This window comes from Terrimonas rubra (genome assembly GCF_042686025.1).
GTDB lineage: Bacteria > Bacteroidota > Bacteroidia > Chitinophagales > Chitinophagaceae > Terrimonas > Terrimonas rubra.
Genome location: NZ_JBHUOZ010000003.1, coordinates 61,905 through 83,446, shown reverse-complemented (window position 1 = coordinate 83,446; position 21,542 = coordinate 61,905). Strand labels below are relative to the sequence as shown.

Genomic DNA, 21,542 nt, shown 5'->3' with positions numbered 1-21,542 from the left:
TTTTTATGTTATCAGCTATAGTAATACTATGGAACTATGGTTGCGTCGCACCCTTCAACGTTCCTATCGCTTATCAGCTTTTTACCTATTCATTTTTTAAACTTATTACCGGGTTGGCCAATGCCGCTTTAATGGATTGAAAGCTGATAGTAACCACAGCGATCAATAAAGCAATAATACCTGCCGCCGCAAATATGGTCCATTGCAGGTCCATCTTATAGGCAAAGTCCTGCAACCATTGTTGTGCCACATACCAGGCAACCGGGATCGCAATAACCATTGCTATCAGTACCAGTTTCACAAAATCGTTTATCAGCAAGCCGGTAATGCCTGCAACCGATGCGCCTAATACCTTACGCACCCCTATCTCCTTGGTACGTTGCTGTGCCGTATACGCCGCCAGCCCTAACAGGCCCAGGCAGGAAATAAAAATGGCTATGCCCGAAAATAATTTAACCAGGATATTGGTGCGCTCCTCCGCTTTATATAATGCGGCCACTGTTTCATCCAGAAAAGAGTAACTGAATGGAATATCCGCATTGTATTTAGCCCATTGTTTTTCCACGGCTGCAATAGCAGCGGTAGCCTGCTGAGGTTTTGCTTTTACATATAAGCCACCGGCTCTTTCGGGATTGTAATAAAAAATAGCCGGCTTTATTTTTTCGCGCAAAGAACCAAAATGAAAATCCTTTGTTACACCAATGATCGTCCCTTCCCGGCCCCATAAACTGAACTTAGCACCAATTGGGTTAGCTATTCTTGCCGCCGCAACTGCCGTTTCATTTAAGATATAATAACTGGTATCTGCCGGCACACCGGTAAAACCTTTACCAGACGCCAAAGGGAGTTTAAAAAAGGAAATAAAATCCTTATCAACTGACATAGGACTAAGCATCAGTGTTTCTCCTTCTTCTTTACCAGCCCAGTTATTATTACCTGTCTGCTGTCCGTTATTAATAATATTACTGTTGGCCCAGGTTACACCGGCAATGGCATCACTTTTTAACAGCTCTGCTTTTACCGCATCAAAATGCCCGCGCATATTGCGCATGTTCAATACAAAAACATGCTCCTTATCATACCCCAGGTTCTTGGTACGTAAATAATTTAACTGCCGGGTTATCACAATGGTACCGGCTATAAGGATAATAGACAAGGAAAACTGTGTCACCACCAATGCCTTCCTGAAGAAGGTATCACTCAGTTTTGCGGATATTTTACCCTTTAATGCTTTTATAGGCTCAAAAGAAGACAACAGTAAGGCAGGGTAAATGCTGGATGCTACTAAAGTACCGGCAATGGCTATCGCCAACACCTTCCACAATTCGGGGTCAGCCAGCGAAAAGATCATGTTCTTGCCCGAAAGCTGGTTAAACGGTGGCATCAATACATATATCAATCCCAAGGCCAGGATGGTGGACAATAAGAAGACCACTGCCGTTTCTACAATGAACTGGCTGAACAATTGCCATTTGGCTGCACCCACAATTTTACGCAGGCTTACTTCTTTAGCCCTTAACATGGAGCGTGACGTAGACAGGTTCACATAGTTGATACAGGCAATTACTAATATAATAATGGCAATAATAATAAAAGTGGTTACAGCACTCATGCCATTATCACTGCCATCGGAGTGGTACAGGTGCATTTTGCGCAACGGTAAAAACAGATAGGCCACATCCACATCATCGGCCTTCTGTTTTAAATGAATATTCCTGATCTTATCCGGTAAAGGAGTTAAGGAAGTAGCCGGATCCATCAACAGGTAAGTATCATAACTGAACTGGTGAAAATCATTATCAATATTCAGTCCTTCTTTATTATCACGATACATTTCCCGGGCCAGGGCGCTCATCGGCAAAAACATATCACCTTGTATGGAGGAGTTGGCCGGTATATCTTTAATAATACCGGTTACGGTAAAGCTGGCCGCATTATCCGTTACCAACACTTTACCGATTGCATTTTCCTTACCAAAAAACTTTTTAGCGCCGCTTTCACTCAGCACCACGGTATTGGCATTGGGAAAAGGATCAGCAGCATTACCTTCAATAATATTAAAATCAAAGACAGTAAAGAAGGTAGCATCGGTAAACCATGTTTTATCTTCCGTTATCTTTTTATCGCCCTGTAAAAACTCGTTATAAATACCATTATAACTTAGCCTAGCAACCTCTTTTATACCGGGTATTTCTTTTTTTGCCAGTAACCCGATGGGCGCTGCAGTATTGGTCCATATCTGGCGGCTGGTACCTGTACCGGCCATGTTTTCCAGCTTATAAATACCGGCTGCGTTTTTATGAAAACGATCATAGCTTAATTCGTCCTTAGCCCATAATAAGATCAGTATGCCTACTGCCAGGCCAACACTTAAACCCCCGATATTGATAAAGGAGTAGAATTTGCTTTTTGACAGCTGCCTCCAGGCGATTTTAAAATAATTCTTTAGCATATCTTTTATTATTATCGGGATAGTTCCCCAACTTATTCATTCTTTAAACTTTTCACAGGGTTGGCCATTGCAGCTTGGATGGCCTGGTAACTGATGGTGAGCATGGCAATGGCCATGGCCAGCAGGCCGGCCGTTAAAAATATCCACCAGCCCACTTCCACCCGGTAAGCAAAAGCATCCAGCCATTGATGGGTAAACCACCAGCCTATCGGGAAGGCGATCAATGCCGCCACTAACACCAGTAATAAAAACTCTTTTGACAACATGGTCACAATGCTTTGCATGCTGGCCCCTAATACGCGGCGCACACCAATTTCTTTGATACGTTGCTGGGCTGTATAAGTAGCCAGTCCAAACAGGCCCAGGCAGGCGATCAGGATAGCCAATGCCGCAGCAGCCAGGAAGATGGTCTGTTTTACTTTATCATCGGCATAAAACAATTCCCATTGTTTATCTAAAAAGTGGTATTCAAATAAATGTGTCGGATCTATTTTGTATAACACCGCTTCCATTTGTTTAATAGTAGCCGCCATATTTTGAGGATCTACCCTTGCGGTAAAATAATCTATCAGCTGAACGGGATTTGAGCGGAAGCCTAACACCATTGGCGCCAAAGGCTCGTGCAGGGATTGAAAATTAAAATCTTCTACGATGCCCACCACGCGGGCCACAAAAGGAGGCCTTTTTGCCGAAAAAGGCATTTCTATCAACTGGCCGTTAGCTTCGGTAATACCCATTTTTTTTGCGGCCGTCTGGTTGATCATTACAGAAGCAGAATCAGCCATACTGCCATGTATAAAATTCCGGCCCTGCGCTAACCCTATCTCATAAGTTGTTAAAAACTGGTCATCCACACCTAAAAAATACATTTCATTCACTTCAGCGGTACCGGCCTGCCGGTCAGCTACTTTAACCTTTCGTAAATTTTTCCACTCGCCAGGCACCCGGGAAGTAATGGACACATTTTTTACGGCAGCCAGCTTTTCAAATTCATTACGGATCAGTTCAGCATTCCTGCGCACACTGCCACTGTTAATGTCTACTACCAGCAATTGTTCTTTGGTAAAACCCAGGTCCTTTTTATTAATGTATTTCATTTGCTGGTACACTACCAGCGTAACAATGATCATAATAATGGAAAGTGTAAACTGGAATACCACCAGGCTGCGGCGTAATGAAATATTAACCTTACCAACTTTTATCTTATTCTTTAGTAACTGCAGCGGTTTCAGACCTGACTGGAAAAGGGCCGGGTATATACCCGATAGTACACTAACCAGCACTACGATAATGCCGATACCCATCCAGATGCGGTAATCAGTCCCTGCACCCAGTGTAAACTTTTTACCGGCAAACTCGTTAAAAGCGGGCAGTATGAATTTCACACTAACCAATGCAATAGCTAAAGAAATAAAAGTTGTCAGTACGGCTTCTGACAGGAACTGCGCCACCAGGTTATGCCGCAAAGCCCCCGCAACTTTCCTTACCGCAATTTCTTTTGAACGGCGGGTAAAGCTGGCCGTTGTTAAATTCATGTAATTGATACAGGCTATCAACAGTATAAATAATGCAATAGCGGAAAAGATGTACATATAAGTAATGCTGCCTGTTTTACCCAGGTTACCTTCAATATCACCGGAATAAAAATGTACATCGGTTAAAGGCTGCAGCAAATAGTTGCTTTTATCGGTACCCACTTTACGGTTATCAGCCACCAGGCGGGTCAGTTTATTTTCGAGGCCTTTGATATCGGCCCCGGGATCTAACAAAAAGTAAGTAGTGAAATCAGTAGAGCTCCAGTCGCTGGTAAAAGACTGACGCAGCTCCCCGTCAAGGCTTGTTTCGGAGAACAACAGGTCAAAAGACAACTGGGAATTAGAGGGGAAGTCCGCCAGCACCCCTGTTACTTTATAGGGAATAGAGTCATCCACTTTAATGGTCTTGTTGATCACATCTGTTGTTCCGTATAATTTTTTAGCGATCTCTGCCGTAATCACCACGGTATTAGGTTCTGCCAGTGCAGTACCCTTATTACCCTGCAGTAATTTGAAATCAAAAACTTCCAGCAATTGCGGGCTACTGGTCCAGTATTCACCGTAAAAAACATTCTGGTCATTCTCCGTGGAGATATTGGTGCGGCCAAAGCCACCCAAACGTACCATCTCTTTCACTTCCGGCAGATCGGCTTTTGCCCTTTCGGTAAGCTGGTAATTGGTTGAGGCAACTTTTCTTTCCTTTCCCTCCAGCGATTTCCTGTTCTCTACTACCCGGTATATATTGTCTGCTTTTTTATGAAAACGGTCATAGGTCAGCTCATCAAATACATAAAAAGCGATCAGTAAAAAACTGATAAGCGCTACAGAAAGTCCTATGATATTGACAGTAGAAAACATCATATTCCTGGTTAAATTGCGCCAGGCTATTTTGAAATAATTTTTCAGCATGATTGTTTTTTTATCAATTATAGAAACTTTACAAAACGGTCATTTATATATATCCAATACATGGATCGTCGCTTACATCAGCTTATTCACTCCGCAGGCTCTTCACGGGATTGGCCATAGCAGCCTTTACCGATTTATAGCCAACCGTTAACCATGCCAGTAAAATGGTCAGTAACATGGCCGCCGCAAATATGCCCACCCCAATATGTATGCGGTAAGCAAAATTGTTTAACCAGTTACTCATAATATACCAGGCCAAAGGAGCTGCTATTACAAAGGCAATAAGGATGAGGATGGTAAATTCTTTGGAGAACAGATAGACAATATTGCCTACCGAAGCTCCCAATACCTTACGTACCCCCACTTCCTTTTTACGCTGGGCCGCCATAAACGAAACCAGGCCATATAAACCTAAACAGGAAATAAAGATGGCAATACCTGCAAAAATTTTATATAGTAAAGACAATTGCGTTTCCTGGCGGTAAAAGTTTTCAATATTCTCATCTACATAAAAACTTACATTGGCATAAGCCGGCAAATGTTTATCCCATACTTTCTGAATAGCTTCTTTAGTAGCCGCCAGGTTGCTGCTCTTTATTTTGATAGCTGTGTTATTATATACCGCTTTACGGGCGCCGATCAGCATCGGCTTCACTTCTTCCCTTAAAGAGTTGGTTTTAAAATCTTTTACCACCCCTACTATTTTACGCCATTGCTGACGTCCCATACGGATATCTTTACCAATAGCATCCTGCGCGGAAGCAAGGCCTAGTTTCTTACTCAATGCCTCATTAATTACTACATCTTTTATGGTATCAGTGGCCGCATAACCGGTACCGGCAGCAAACTGCACCCCGAAAGTTTTGAAATAATCAGCATCGCCGAATTTCAGGAACAATGCATAGTCTTTATCGTCCTGGTGATCAAAAGCAAAATTGGTCGCCCAGTTATTATCGGAAGAAGGAGCGTCACTGTTAAAACTCACCGATTCCACACCGCTCAGGTTAAGCAGGTCCTGTTTCATGGCAGGTTGACGGGCCCGGATAGTACTATCTGCAGAGGCCGATAATACCAATACCGCTTCTTTATTAAAACCCAGGTCGGCTGTTTTTACAAAACTCATTTGCGTTACCGCCACAATGGTTCCTATGATCAGTGCCTGGGAAATAGCAAATTGTACTATTACCAAAGCACGGCGCAGGGAAATACCACCAATGGTGGCAGAGGTGATTTTATTTTTTAAAGCCAGGATCGGTTTAAACCCTGAAACAATTAATGCCGGGTAACTGCCTGATAAAAACGTGATCAGCACCGCTATTACCAGGGCAAATAACAAGGTAACAGGAGCAAACAGGGTCAGTTCTTCTTTAATAGAAGCAACATGACTGATAAAAGGTAAACAAGCAGCAGCAATACCAATGGCAATAATAAACGCTATGCCTACGATCATGGCGGTTTCGCCCATTACCTGCCAGAAAAGGCTGCTGCGCTGTCCACCTAAAACTTTACGTATTCCAATTTCTTTAGAACGGTTAATAGCTTGTGCAGTAGATAAGTTAATAAAATTGATGCAAGCCATTACCAGGATAAAAACACCAATCAATCCTAATGTCCAGATGGTGGACATGCTGATCGTATGGTCGGCAAAATTGCCCAACCTGGCATCATAATGTACCTCCGCTAACGGTTGTAACATAATTGTCCTTACCGTATTTGAGTTTTCCTCGTAACGTTTCCGCGTAAAATCTACCAGTTGCGAAGCCATCGTTTTTTCGCGGCCGGGCGGTAATGACATGAATACCTGGAAATCGCTTCCCAAACTACCCCATTCATCGTGCAGGTCATAACGTTCCAGGTTATTTTTTACCGTGGCAAAGGATGCTACAACCGACAAATTATAATCGGTATTAACAGGCACATCTTCCAGTATGCCCGTTACACGCAGCGGTATGGCGTTATCGATCTGCATTAATTTACCTACCGCCGACTGCCAGTTGCCATAGTATTTTTCAGCAACCGACCTGGTTAAGGCTACTGTATTGGGTGCTTCCAGTACATTACCATTCCCGGACAACCACTTATATTGAAAAATCTGGAAAAACTCAGGATCAGCAAAGAACATTCCTGTTTCTTCAATAAACTTTTTATTGGCAATAGCTGTACTATCATCCGATAACAATGTTATCTGGCTGCCGGAAGCTGAAACGAATGCCCCCACCGTAACATCCTTAAAATCATTACGCAGGTGTTGCAGCGCCGGGTAAGGAACTCCGGGATTGTAGCCAATACCCTCTGAATGTTTTTCATGCGTATATAAATGATATACTTCCTTGTAATTAGGAAAAGACTTATTATAACTTAACTCATATTTTATCACTACAAATAACAGCATAGCCGCAGCAATGCCTGTAGCGAGACCGAAGATATTTAAAGCGGCAAAAGCTTTATTACGGATAATATTTCTCCACGCCGTTTTGATATACGTTGTAAACATAGTTGGTTATACTTAATCAATTATTTATTCAAACAGCCTATTCGGCCTTAATACTCTTAACGGGGTTGGCTATTGCTGCTTTGATGGATTCATAGCTGACCGTGAGCCAGGCAATAAACACTGCAGCCACTGAAGCCAGTACAAAAACAGCCCATCCGATCTCAACGCGATAGGCAAAGCCATTGAGCCAGTTACTGATCATATACCAGGATAAAGGAATAGCTATTATAATAGCGATAATGATGAGTTTTGTAAACTTTTGTGATAAAAGGTAGACCACATTGAACACGGAAGCGCCTAATACTTTTCTTACCCCTATCTCTTTAGAACGTTGTTCCGTCATATAGGCCGACAAACCATATAATCCCAGGCAGGATATAAAAATAGCCAGGATAGCAAACAGGTTAAACAAACTGCCTACACGTTGCTCGCCTTTATATTGGTTATCCAGGTCCTGGTCAAGAAAATTATAAGTAAATGGGAATGCCGGGTTTAAAGAAGCATGTATATCGTTTAATGCTTTCAGGGTTGCTTCGGTTTTACCAGGTTGTATACGCACTACAGCTATTCCGCCCCAGGTATTTAAATTCATGATCAGCGGCTCTATCCTTGTTTGTACCGGTTTAAAATTAAAATCTTTTACCACTCCTATTACCGTACCCGGTACATCCCATAAGGTAATGGTTTTACCAACAGCAGTAGCAGCATTAAGGCCCATTAAGCCAGCCATTTTTTCGTTGATCACAAAACTGCTGGTATCTCCTTTAAATTCTTTAGAGAAGCCTCTGCCTGAAAGCATCTGCATCTGGAATACATCAAAAAAACCTTCATCTACCTGCAAAGTAGGTATCACTACTTGCTTACCCGGCTCTTTCCCTTCCCAGCGTACATTAATAGTACCACTGCTGAGGTTGGTGGGTACATCATTGGTAATGGCATAATCGGCTGTTAGCGGGTTGGTTTTTAATAATGTTTTATAAGCGTCCTGTTTATTCCAAATTTCACCCTTCATGGGCATATATACCAGGTTGGATTTATCAAAACCCAGGTTCATGGTTTTGATATAATTAAGCTGGCGATACACCACAATAGTACCTACCAGCAAAACAATTGACAGTACAAATTGTGTGATCACCAGGCCGTTACGAAGTACCAGATTTGCACCAACAGATTTAATACTGCCTTTTAAAACACGCACCGGTTTAAAACCTGATAAATATAAAGCGGGGTAACTGCCTGCCACCAAGCCGGTAAACAAGGCAATACCGATCAGAAAGGTGATCAGCTTACCATCAAATAAGTTAATTGCCAGTTCCTTTCCAGCCAGGGAGTTGAAGCCCGGTAAAGCCAGCCATACCAGTAGTATAGCAATCATCAGAGAGAAAAACGCGATCATTACCGACTCACCCAGGAACTGGAGTACCAATTGCCTGCGACCTGCTCCAACTACTTTACGCAGGCCCACTTCTTTAGCCCTACGGGCAGAACGGGCCGTGGCCAGGTTCATAAAATTGATACAGGCAACGATGAGGATAAATATTGCTACGCCGAAAAATATGTTCACATACTGGCCATTGCCATGACCCGGAAGATCAATTTGTAATTTGGAATACAAATGAATATCGGTAAGCGGTTGCAATTGAAAATTGATCTTAAAATTTGTGTCATCCACCTTTGATTTATAGATATCATTGATCTGTTTGGTCAGTGTGGCAAGCGATGCATCAGTAGCTTTAAAATTGTCATTCAGCTGGATATAACCGTAAAAATTAAAATTATCCCATTTCTCTTCTTTCAGGTCCTGGTGTGAAGCGGCAATTGCCAGCATGGGACGGAGATAATCAAATTGTAAATGTGAGTTTGCCGGTACATTTTTAAAAACGGCAGAAACATACACATCCGATACATTATTTAACCGTAATACTTTGCCAACCGCATTTTCGTTGCCGAAGTATTTTACAGCCAACGCCTCAGATAATAAAATAGCATCGGGTCGTGTTAATGCCTGCGCAACATTTCCACTTACTACGGGGAAGCTGAACACCTGGAAAAAGCTCGAATCAACAAAAAAACCATTCTTCTCCTCAAACTTTTTATCGCCTGACTGCAATACTGTCGTTAACCGGTCATTTAAACGGACGGTATTGGTGATAGCAGGAATAGTTTGTTGTAAAAAGGGAGGCATCGGGGCCGGGCTTACCGCCGCTTTAAAATCATTGCCGGCATCTGCTGTAATACGATAGATCTTCGACGCCTTCTCATGAAAACGGTCATAACTTTTTTCATTACTAACCCATAACAGGATAAATATACTTGCCGCCATGCCTATGGACAAGCCAATAATATTAATGGCCGAATAAGCTTTATGGCGGAAGATATTCCTGAGGGCTATTTTGAAATAGTTTTTAAACATGATATTACTGTAGTAATGAGATGGTCATTTAAAAATTCCTTATACCAGGATATTCTCTGTTACAGTCTGCCCATCCAGCATACGGATGATACGATGACTGTAGCGTGCATCATGTTCACTGTGCGTAACCATGATGATGGTAGTGCCTTGTTCATTCAGGTCAGTAAGCATTTCCATTACTTCATTGCCGTTTGAGGAGTCCAGGTTACCTGTAGGCTCATCCGCTAGTATTAACTTGGGTTTATTTACCACGGCACGGGCTACCGCCACACGCTGCTGCTGACCACCCGATAATTGCTGGGGATAGTGATTACGACGGTGCATGATCTGTACTTTCTCCAATACCTCATCCACCCTTTTTTTCCTGTCAGCCGCTTTAACACCCGTATAGATCAGGGGCAATTCTACATTTTCAAAAACGGTCAGTTCGTCTATCAGGTTAAAACTCTGAAACACAAAACCAATATTATGTTTACGCAGGTCGGCACGCTTGCGTTCGTTAAACTTAGCTACTTCAATACCATTAAAAATAAAACTACCGGCATCAGGATCGTCCAGTAAACCCAGGATATTTAACAAAGTAGATTTGCCGCATCCGGATGGTCCCATTACCGCTACAAATTCTCCCTCCTTTACCGAAAAAGTAAGTTTGTTTAAGGCTACTGTTTCTACCTCTTCAGTACGGTAGATCTTTTCAAGATTGGTAATATTGATCATGAGTTTTGTGTTGTAAGTTTTATATTGTTAGTTATAGTTATTTACCAGGAAGAAAGTATTATATACCGGAAAAATGCAGCGGACTAATATATGTTACGTTTGTAGGCTGCTTTTTGTTACTTACCTGTATTTTTTTTATTTCTTTTTTTTGAAAGAACGGTTTTAATAAAGAATCGCAGCCAGGCAGGTTAAACAGGGTGACACTGAGTGCCGTGGTTACGATGTAAAATGTTTTATAAAGCATAGTTGTAAGGTTTTAGTTTGGGTTCAGGGTACAGAATTCAGAATTCAGATTTCAGAATTAAGATTTTAGATTTAATATTTTGACTTGTTGTTTATGATAATCCATTTATCATTCATAACTCAACATTCTCGATTATTTCTTCAAAATCAACTCCTGCATATTACCATAGTTCTCATAACTGCTGGTCACTACTTTATCACCGGGCTGCAGACCATTTACCACTTCGAAATAATCTTTGTTCTGGTTACCCAATTGTATATCCACTTTATAAGCACCGCTGCCATTCTCCCTTACTTTAAATATCCAGTTACCACCGGTTTGCTGGTAAAAGCCGCCTTTAGGTAATAATAATGCCTGCCTTTCATCGCTCAGCGCCAATACAATTTGCAGGGTCTGACCACGACGGATGCCTTGTGGTGCATCACCGATAAACTCCATATCTACCTGGAAACGGCCACCCGTAACCTGCGTATATACTTTTTTAATTTCCAGTTTATATTCTTTACCGGCAAAAGTGAAGCTACCTTTCAGGCCATTGTAGATACGGGAAATATAGTGTTCATCCACATCTACCCGCACTTTAAATCCTGACATCACATCTATCTGGCCCAGTCGCTCACCTTTATTTTTGCTTTGTCCTATCTCCGCATCCAGAGAGGTAAGCTGTCCATCAATAGGTGCTCTTACAATAAGGTCGCCCACTTTTTTACGCATTACATTTAACGCGTTCTGCGAACCCTGGTAAGATTGTGTAGCCTGGTCAACCTGCTGGGCTGTGGCCATTTTATCCTGGTCAATGGTCTGGTTAGATAATTTTTTCTTTTCCATCTGGTAATTATAGGTGTTCTCACTTTGTTTAAACTCCTGTAAACCGATGGCTTTTTGTTCGTATAATTTCTTATTCAGGTTGTACACACGCTCCGCTTCTTTCAGCTGGTTGTCAACATCCGTTTGCTGGTTCAGGTTGGTAATGGTATTCTGGCGTGCCGCATTTTTCGCGATCTGCATCTGGGTTAACAGGTTATATACCTGCGTTTCCTGGTTTACCAAACTTAACTGAAGGTCGGTATTGGATAAACGCAGGATAGGTTCGCCTTTTTTCATCATAGCGCCATCCTCTACATATTTCTCCTCTACACGGCCACCTTCCTGTGCGTCCATATAAATAGTGGTCAGGGGCAATACAATACCGTTAACAGGAATATTTTCCTGGAATATGCCTTGTTTTACTTCACTGATGGTGATACGCTCGGCATCCACATTCAGCTTACTTTTACCCGATGTAAAATAAATGCTACCCGCAATTAATGCTGCCAGTCCCAATACGCCGGCAATGGTTAAAATGCGTTTTTTGCTCCATTTCTTTTTTTCAATGACTCTGTCCATAATCGCTTTGTTGCTTGCTATTTTTATTGCGGTGTAAATTCAATAAGCAGTTAGTCCTGTTACACCGTACAATTGCTCTAGCAACATCGTGCCAGAAAGAACACTATTGAAAATCAACATATTACAACCAAATAAATCTACGAAGACGTTCGTTAGCGAACAAAAACTGTCCGCTTTTGATACAGTGGCATCCGTACAGTTTTATGATCGTCCGGAATAAATATACTGGTAGGCGTGATACCACTCACATAAACATGTGGTTTAAGCAGCAGGGTTTTGCCCTACATTTGACCATAAAATAATTCTCCTTGCAAAAGGTTATCACGGCTTTCTTTTCCCTCCTGGTCAGCTACGGTTGCATGGCCCAGTATGCACTCGTTTTTAGCCGGCTATCCATGTCGGAAGGCCTGACCACTAATAAAATAAATTGTGTATGGCAGGACGGGAAAGGTTTTTTATGGATCGGGCATGAGAATGGCTTACAACGTTTTGATGGCAGAAAATTTATCCATTTTAAAACGGCTAACCCCTCCCAATTAATTCCTGCCAGCCCGGTAGATCAAATACTGGATGCTGGCAATAACCAGTTATGGATCAGGCAGGGAACCATGATCGGGCTGTTCGATCGTAACAATTTTACCTATCGCAAAATTGCTACACCCGAAGGTCTGACCGGTAAACTGCGCTATCAATTATATATTGACAGTGAAAAAAATACTTTCCTACTCACTGGTACACCGCATATATTCAGCTTCGATCACCAACACCAAAAATTCACCGTCGCCTCTTTACCTTTTACAAAACCAGCAAACTGGCCGGTAACACAGTTACTGGAGGATAAAGAAAAAAAGCAATACTGGCTAAGTGGCGACAGCGGATTGATAAGGTATGACAGGCAACAAATGATTTACCGCGGCACAGGAAAAGACCCGTTATTTTCTATCCCCTACCTGCAACAGATCAGTTATTTCTTTATAAGTGCCGACAAGCATTACTGGATCGCCTATCGCCGGCCAAATGAAGCCGGGTCCCGCCTGATGCATTATGATCCCACCTGGAACCTTATGATAACCGATACTTTATTAAACAATCATATCAGCAATAAAACAGGGAATATCAGCCAGATCGTGCAAACCGCCAATGGCGATACCTGGATCGCGGGTAATGGTAACCTGGTCAGTTATACACCAAAAAACAAGTTGTTTTACCAGCACATGTTAACCTCACCTTATGGTTATGGCCTGGACTGTAAAGCCGTTTATCACTTATACGAGGACAGGGAAAAGAATTACTGGCTGAGTACGGATAACGGGTTGTTTATGACCGGGCCGGGCAAGTCAGGTATATCCAACCTGGTATTCCCATCAAACACACTTGTCACTGCATTACAAGCCATTAATAATAATGAAATATGGATCGGCACCTCAGATAAAAGCATCACTTATTTTGACAGCAATTACCGGCAGATCATTAAACCGATACAATACAAAAACGATCTCAAACACCTGTACCGTTATACAGGCAGCCTTTTACAACAACGGGCAACAGGTCATATCTGGGCTACTTTTACCCAATCGGCCATTGCCATCATTGACCCCCTAAGCAAGAACCTTATTTATCAAAGCCCGGCGCCGGCCATTTTTAAAAATGAGAATACGCACCACACGGTAGAAGATCCATTAGGCAATATATGGTTTGGTACCGATGGTGGTCAGCTGATACGATGGAAAGCCGGCAGCAACTATCAAGCAGAGGCTTTTACGACAGTACAGTATTTTCCGTCCGCCATCACCGGCCTACTCGCTGACAACCGGCAGCAGCTATGGTTAACAACAGATCACCATGGCGTATATATTGTGCATGCGCAAAGCGGTAAGATCATTCATCATTTTCAGCACACAGGGGAAACAGGTTCGCTGGGTAGTAACCGTACCGCTGATATTATACAATATAATGACAGTATTTTCCTGGTAGCATCAGACGGTCTTGCCATTATCAACAGCAATACAAAAACGGTTCTTAACAAAAACAGTTATGCCGGCCTGCCCGGCACCCGTGTTTACCAGGTAAGCATCGACAAAAAAGGTATCATCTGGCTTATTACCAACAACGGCCTGTGCAGTTATCAATTCAATAAAAACCAGTTCACCTCCTATAACCAGCATGATGGTATTGTAAATGCCGACGAGGCCATTAACACCAGGCTGGTATTGAATAACGGCACTTTATTACTGGGCGGCAGCAATATACTGTTAAGCATTAATCCCGAAGTTTTAAAACCGGTAATAGCCCCGCCAGCGGTTACCATTACCGATTTCAGGCTATCCGACAAATTCCTGCCCGTTGATTCCCTGCTGCAGTTGAAAAGGATCAACTTACAGAACAGTGAACAATCCTTCAGTATTTACTTCTCCACGCTTAGTTTTTTGCAACAGGATAAACTTACCTACTATTATATGCTGGAAGGCATTGACCAGGACTGGCAATATGGCGACCGGAATGTACAGGTGAACTATACTGCGCTGGCACCCGGTCATTACACATTTAAAGTAAGATGTGAGAACCTGCAGGGAATATCTTCACCCGTTACGAGCCTGGCTATTTATATTAAACCGCCGTTTTACAAAACAGGGTGGTTCCTCGTTCTCCTGCTGGCGCTAATAATAACCGGTATCTATTCAGTTTACCGCCTGCGTATCAAACGTTTATTAGCATTGGAAAAATTAAGGACCAGGGTGGCCCGTGACCTGCATGATGATATGGGATCAACACTCACTACCATTAATATACTGAGTGCCATGGCCGGGAAAAAAATAAACACCGATACCCAACAGACAAGCGAATACATTCAAAAAATAAGTGAGAACAGCCAGCAAATGATGGAAGTAATGGATGATATTGTATGGACCATTAAGCCGGATAACGACAGCATGCAAAAAATAACCGGACGTATGCGTGAATTTGCAACCAGTTTACTGGAAGCAAAGGGGATCGAACTCGATTTTACCGTGGAGGACATGATCAAAAATATCCGCCTGGATATGGAAGCCCGCCGCGACCTGTTCCTGTTATTCAAGGAGGCGGTGAACAATATTGCAAAATACGCAGATTGTACCCATGTACAGATCAGCATCACCGGCAGCAGCAAACAACTCATACTCTCCATTAAAGATAACGGTATCGGCTTTTCACCTGCCGACACGGACACGGGCAATGGATTGGGCAATATGCGCAAAAGGGCCGATGCATTGAAAGGAACTTTACAGATTGAATCGGCACCTTTACAGGGCACTTATATCCGCCTGTATATACCCCTTGAATAAATACATAAATATGTGATACGATTTATTTTTATTGACCCTACTTTTGACGTAAACTAAAAGCATGATCACGGTACTTTTATATGAAGATAACCCCCAGTTGCGTGAAGGACTTACCATGTTAATAGACAGCAGCGAAGGCTTTAAAGTACTGGCCGGTTATAAGGATTGTACCGAGGTGGAAGCACAGGTTAATGCCTGGAACCCTGATGTGGTATTGATGGATATTGATATGCCCGGCATGAGCGGCATTGATGGACTGAGAAAAATAAGGCAGGTAAACGAAAATGTGAAAGTATTGATGCTTACCGTTTTTGATGACAATAAAAATGTTTTTGAAGCTATTAAAAGCGGGGCAAACGGTTATATCCTAAAAAAAACACCACCGGTCAAACTCCTGGAGTTCATTACCGATGCCACTACGGGCGGAGCACCAATGACTTCCAGTATTGCCACACAGGTATTAAAAATGTTTTCAGAAGTAAATATTCCCAAAAACGAGACCTATAACTTAAGCCAGCGGGAAAAAGAGGTATTACAGTTACTTACAGATGGGTACAGCTATAAGATGATCGCGGCAGAAATGTATATTGCCATAGATACGGTTCGCAGTCACATAAAAAAGATCTATGAAAAACTACATGTCAACAGCAAAAGCGAAGCGGTAGCCCGTGCTTTTAAAGACAAATTATTATAACAGCAGGACATGTGATATTACCATCACATATTTTCACTTCCGTACTTACATTTTCACATTGATATGCGATTGAACAGCTAAGCAGAAGGTTGAATCTTTGTTCGAACTTTTAAATGACAGGTTATGAACAATTTTAAACCCCTTCTCATTATTATAGCCTACCTGCTGTTGCAGTTCCTAGGCAGTTGCAGAAAAGATCCCGTTGTGCCCTTACCGGATCCACAGGACCCCGGCACACCGACTCACACTTTTAATATCAGTGTGGAAAGTCTGCCCGGTATGATCAGCCCGCAGGGAAACCTTACAGCCGTTGTTTCCATTGTCAACAAACAGGGAATAGCTGTATTAACTGATAAGGATGTAGCACTTACCTACCAGGACAAGTATTTTACATCGGCTATTAATTTAGCGGCAGGTGAATACCGGATCAGTAAATTTTTGGTATTCGGCAGCAACAACAAAATCCTGTATGCCAGCCCCCTTGTCGGTTCGGCCAGGGCAAATGAAGTAAGCACACCGCTTCCGTTCAGTTTTGACCTGAACACCAATACCGGTACTATCCCGGTGCATGTAACAATTGTGAATACGGGTGATACCCCCCAACAATTTGGTTACCCTGCAGGAACCTTTATTTCGCCTGCGGATGAAAGCACCTCTATGAAAGTAAATATCAGGACAGTGATAAAAGTAGGTAATATTGTTTATGACAGTATTCCCTCCACCCTTAGATTAGTTACCTGGAGTTCTCCCAACCAATCATCGCTTTCCTTTATCAGCTTAAGACCAGGAACAAATGAAATTGCATTACCCAAAAACGCGATAAAATATGAGTTATCGGTGAACAAATGGAAAGTAACAGATCAAAAAGTATTGTTACGCTCAGCGGTTACAGATGGTATGAACCTGGTACTGGGGGGAGAAAAACAAGCCCGGCAGTTAAAAACGGTGAATACGGCTATTTTAAACAACGGCACTTATATAGCTTATGTGAAAAAAGATTATGAGTACACCAACGGTTATGTATCCAAAACCACTGCCTATAAAAAAAATGAAGCTTATGAAACAGTGGTCGCTTATACGGAAAACTTTTTTTATAACGCCCGGCAGAGGATCCAGCGCATTCAAAAACAAATAACAGACGGCGGTGTGCAGGAAGATGTTTTTCAATACCGGGACGATGGCAGGTTACAAGCCGTTAACCGCACCGAACCGGCAGGAGTTACCACTGCCACCATCGGTTATGCACCTTACATAGAAAATACAGAACTGGGCGATCATTATACAGCAGGAGTTCAATACAATTTTACACAATATTATTATACCCAGTATTATAATATAGAGTTTTATGGTGGTACTATACTTACAGACAATATGGCCACTACTCACGGTAATTCTACAACAGGCCGGTATCAGTACGATTTCTGTATCAACCCCTATATACATTTAAACATACCCGACCTGTATTTTGAGAACAGCTGGAAGCACAACCGTGTGAACAGTATGAAAGAATTTGAAAATGTTTTTCCTTTAACCATACCCTACGAAAACATTTATACGTACGATGATGAGGGGTATCCTATCGAACTGGTGACCAGGTACCGCACTTACCTGACGGGACAATTCTCCTACCAGACCAGATCGGTATTTTATTATAATTAAGCAGAAGGACGGTTGATTCATATATGACCTTACCCGCTACATGGAAATTCGGCTAAGTATTCCAAGGTCAAAAAAGGTTGGTGCGCAGGCATCAACCTTTTCATTTTATCCTGTACTTTTTTTAACGCACCTGTCCCCGGCCTTCAACGATCCACTTTTCGGTAACTAACTTTTCCAGCGCAAAAGGACCACGGGCATGCAGTTTTTGGGTGGATATGCCCACTTCGGCACCCAGGCCAAACTCCTCCCCATCGGTAAAACGGGTAGAAGCATTATGATATACGGCAGCGGCATCCACCGTTCTTAAAAATTGTTGCGCCAGTTTTTTATCGCTGGTTACAATAGCTTCGGAATGCCTGGTGGAGTAGGTCTGTATATGTTTAAGCGCTTCCTCTATACCACTTACGGTTTTTACCGCACAATGAAGCGATAAAAATTCTGTCGCATAATGTTTTGCCGTGGCCTTATACACCGTGAGCTTATTTTTTAAAACAGCATAAGCTGTTTTATCAGCATAGGCTATTACGCCCTTTTCTTTTAATCCTGGCGCGAGTATGTCTAAAAACTCAGCGGCAACAGACCTGTCTACGATCACCGTATCCATGGCATTACACACAGATGGCCGGGAGGTTTTAGCATTCACCACGATATTGGCAGCCATCTCCAGGTCAGCAGCTTCGTGTACATATACATGACAAACACCAGCCCCCGTTTCAATAACCGGCACCAGGCTGTTTTTACGTACATATTCAATTAAGCCGTTCGACCCGCGTGGTATAATAACATCAATATATTTTGTAGCAGTGAACAGGTGGTTCACTGTTTCCCTGGCCGAAGGCAGCAGATTAACGGCATCTGCCGGCAAACCATTATCGGTCAACACCTGTTTAATTATTTTAATGGCCGCTTTATTGCTGTTATCGGCTTCGCTGCTGCCCTTGAGTAAACAGGCATTGCCACTGCGTAAACATAAAGCTGCAATATCATAGGTAACATTAGGTCTTGACTCGTAAATAGCCGCCACCACTCCCAGCGGAGTAGTAATACGCTGCAACTTCAAACCATTTTTCAGCACCCGCCTGTCCAGACTTTTACCACCCGGCATGGGTAACCGGCTCACCTTCTTTATACTATCGCTGATGGCTTTTATACGGGCGGGAGTTAATAACAAGCGGTCAGTACGCGGATTAGCCGCATCCTGTTTGGCCACATCCTTTGCATTGGCCCTTAATATGGCAACGCTATGTTGTAACAATGCAGCTGCCAGATCGTTCAATGTTTTTTTGATCTGCTTATCCGTCGCGGCCTGTAAAGCAATAGAAGCCTGCCGGGTTTTAATGATGGTTTTTGTAATGCTTAACATGGGTTAAAGATAGTTATGAATGCAGATTTATGATTTAGGATTTAGGAATTATGAGTTATGAATGATGAATGTAGCTTTTGGCGTTTAGCTTTCTGCCTTAAGCGTTCTCCCTCATTGCTCATTGTCCGCTGACAATTGTCCATTGTCAATGAAGTGTACGGTACTGTCCGTTTTCGTACACCTGTTGTTCATATTTGCTACAAAAGTTTTCGTACTTCATTATAAACAATTGACTATCATTGCTATAATTATCTGGCACAGCTATTGGAAACAATTTAAACATTTTAAATACAAGTACACCAATGATTGAATTAAAACATATTTACAAGTGGGTGAACAGCGGTAATAACCGTACTTTTTTATTAAAGGATATTAACCTGACCATTAACGAAGGCGATTTTGTATCGATCATGGGACCATCAGGTTCCGGTAAATCTACCCTGCTGAATGTAATTGGCATGCTGGACGGATTTGATGAAGGAGAGTATTTGTTTTTACATGAGCAGGTACACAAACTGAAAGAGAAACAACGCTCGGCTTTATACAAACAATATATCGGCTTTGTATTCCAGGCTTACCACCTGATTGATGAACTGACTGTTTATGAAAATATTGAAACACCCCTGTTGTACCAGGATATAAAAGCCTCGGAGCGTAAAGCCATGGTAGCCGATATACTGGACCGTTTTAACATTGTGGGCAAGAAAGACCTGTTCCCCACGCAACTTTCCGGTGGCCAGCAACAACTGGTGGGCATTGCCCGTGCCCTGATCGCCCGTCCCAAACTTTTACTGGCCGATGAACCCACCGGTAATTTAAACTCCAAACAAGGCGAGGAGATCATGGACCTGTTCACTGAGCTGAATAAAGAAGGGGTAACAATTATACAGGTAACACACTCAGAAAAAAATGCCGAGTACGGCAAACGCATCATTAACCTGCTGGACGGGATGGTGGAGAAAAACTAATCAGTTTAAAGAAGTAAGTTTTAAGTTATAATGAAACATAAATTAATTTTTGCAGTAGCCGTAATGTTAGCCTGTAAAGGATTACAGGCCCAAACGCCTATGAGTTTACGCAACTGTGTGGAGACAGCGCTGAATAATAATTTTGATGTACAGCAAAGGGCTTTACAGGCGCAGAGTGATGAGGCCAACTGGAAACAATCAAAACTGAACCGCTTTCCGGATCTGAATGCCAACCTTGGTCACGATTTTAACCAGGGCCGTAATATTGACCCCTTTACCAACCAGCCGGTAACCCAATCCTTTAACTCGGCCAGTTATGGCATTGGCAGTAATGTGGTGTTGTTTAATGGTTTTTCCATTCACAATAATATTAAACAGAATGCCTACACTTTTAAGGCAGCCCAGATGGACCTGCAACAGGAGAAGGATAATTTAACTATTAACGTGATACTGGCCTACCTGAATGTGCTGAGCAGCAGCGACCAGCTTACCCAGGCGCAAAACCAGGTACAGCTTACTTTAAAACAGGTGGAACGCTTGCAGGTGCTGGATGAACAGGGGGCTATAAAACCATCGGACCTGACCGACCTGAAAGGACAATATGCCAATGATCAGCTATCTATCATAGCTGCACAAAATGCCTTGGTTACCGCAAAAGTTACACTGAGCAAGTTGATGAACGTGATGTATAACAAGAACCTTACAGTAGAACAGTTAGATCCCGTTTTATTTGCCGACGTATATAGTACCACAGCAGACAGCATTTACGAAGTGGCCCTAAAAAACCTGGCCCTGGTAAAAGCAGCTGATTACCGCATAAAGAGTGCATCCCAGGCCGTTAAAGTAGCCAGGGGACAGCTATACCCAACATTAAGTTTTGGCGCCAACGCCTCTACCCGTTATTCCAGCGTGGCCATGTTAAATAATAACAAGATCAATTATACCGATCAGTTGAACAACAACCTGTACTACTCTTACGGTTTAAGTATGCGTGTGCCTATCTTTAACGCATTACAGCAGCGTAACCGGGTGAAGCAGGCGCGGATACAATTAAAAACACGTGAACTGGCGTCGGTAAATATTACCACCCAGCTGAACCAGGATATTAACCAGGCTTACGAAAATATGAGCGCTGCTTCGGACAGGTATAAAACAACCCTGGAACAGGTAAAGGCTTACGAAGAATCATTTAAAGCTGCCAATGCCCGTTTCCAGGAAGGGGTGGGCACACCTATTGATTACCTGACGGCTAAAAACAATCTTGACCGCAGCAATATCAACCTGATCATTGCCCGTTATGATTATGTATTACGCAGTAAAATTCTGGATTATTACCAGGGAAATGCATTGTGGTAGAGGAAAGCCCAAAGCTGAAGGCTTAAAGC

Annotated in this window: 12 protein-coding genes; 5 read left to right on the top strand and 7 right to left on the bottom strand. The window is 42.5% G+C overall.

The features are described from left to right. Positions 1-85 precede the first annotated feature (85 nt). From ACFS6H_RS09995 to ACFS6H_RS09970, 6 genes are all read right to left on the bottom strand, one after another. Positions 86-2,452, bottom strand: coding sequence for an ABC transporter permease (locus tag ACFS6H_RS09995; protein WP_386097874.1), 2,367 nt, complete (start codon positions 2,450-2,452; stop codon positions 86-88). 32 nt (positions 2,453-2,484) lie between these two features. Continuing rightward, the gene (locus ACFS6H_RS09990) at positions 2,485-4,896 is read right to left on the bottom strand and encodes an ABC transporter permease (RefSeq protein WP_386097872.1); all 2,412 of its coding nucleotides are present in this window, start codon (positions 4,894-4,896) and stop codon (positions 2,485-2,487) included. A gap of 82 nt (positions 4,897-4,978) precedes the next feature. After that, positions 4,979-7,390, bottom strand: coding sequence for an ABC transporter permease (locus ACFS6H_RS09985; protein WP_386097870.1), 2,412 nt, complete (start codon positions 7,388-7,390; stop codon positions 4,979-4,981). Positions 7,391-7,427: 37 nt separating this feature from the next. Continuing rightward, the gene (locus ACFS6H_RS09980; RefSeq protein ID WP_386097868.1) at positions 7,428-9,803 is read right to left on the bottom strand and encodes an ABC transporter permease; all 2,376 of its coding nucleotides are present in this window, start codon (positions 9,801-9,803) and stop codon (positions 7,428-7,430) included. Positions 9,804-9,842: 39 nt separating this feature from the next. Continuing rightward, positions 9,843-10,520, bottom strand: coding sequence for an ABC transporter ATP-binding protein (locus ACFS6H_RS09975; RefSeq protein ID WP_386097866.1), 678 nt, complete (start codon positions 10,518-10,520; stop codon positions 9,843-9,845). A gap of 376 nt (positions 10,521-10,896) precedes the next feature. Further along, the gene (locus ACFS6H_RS09970) at positions 10,897-12,150 is read right to left on the bottom strand and encodes an efflux RND transporter periplasmic adaptor subunit (protein ID WP_386097864.1); all 1,254 of its coding nucleotides are present in this window, start codon (positions 12,148-12,150) and stop codon (positions 10,897-10,899) included. Between the two features lie 308 nt (positions 12,151-12,458). Here ACFS6H_RS09970 and ACFS6H_RS09965 point away from each other — a divergent pair, with 308 nt between their 5' ends. From ACFS6H_RS09965 to ACFS6H_RS09955, 3 genes are all read left to right on the top strand, one after another. Next, positions 12,459-15,473, top strand: a complete 3,015-nt coding sequence (locus ACFS6H_RS09965; RefSeq protein WP_386097862.1) for a sensor histidine kinase — start codon at positions 12,459-12,461, stop codon at positions 15,471-15,473. Positions 15,474-15,534: 61 nt separating this feature from the next. After that, positions 15,535-16,167 (top strand): response regulator, encoded by a 633-nt coding sequence (locus ACFS6H_RS09960; protein ID WP_386097860.1) that lies wholly within the window; start codon positions 15,535-15,537, stop codon positions 16,165-16,167. A 123-nt stretch (positions 16,168-16,290) separates the two neighbouring features. Then, a complete protein-coding gene (locus ACFS6H_RS09955; RefSeq protein WP_386097858.1) occupies positions 16,291-17,826 on the top strand; it encodes a hypothetical protein in 1,536 nt (511 codons plus the stop codon). Between the two features lie 121 nt (positions 17,827-17,947). Here the strand turns inward: ACFS6H_RS09955 and ACFS6H_RS09950 are convergent, their stop codons facing one another. Next, the gene (locus ACFS6H_RS09950; protein ID WP_386097856.1) at positions 17,948-19,189 is read right to left on the bottom strand and encodes a glutamate-5-semialdehyde dehydrogenase; all 1,242 of its coding nucleotides are present in this window, start codon (positions 19,187-19,189) and stop codon (positions 17,948-17,950) included. Positions 19,190-19,491: 302 nt separating this feature from the next. On the opposite strand from ACFS6H_RS09950, the gene ACFS6H_RS09945 reads away from it, so the two are divergent. Beyond that, positions 19,492-20,157: an ABC transporter ATP-binding protein gene (locus tag ACFS6H_RS09945; RefSeq protein ID WP_386097854.1), complete on the top strand. Its 666-nt coding sequence runs from the start codon at positions 19,492-19,494 to the stop codon at positions 20,155-20,157. Between the two features lie 30 nt (positions 20,158-20,187). Further along, positions 20,188-21,513: a TolC family protein gene (locus tag ACFS6H_RS09940; RefSeq protein ID WP_386097852.1), complete on the top strand. Its 1,326-nt coding sequence runs from the start codon at positions 20,188-20,190 to the stop codon at positions 21,511-21,513. The last annotated feature ends 29 nt before the right edge of the window (positions 21,514-21,542 follow it).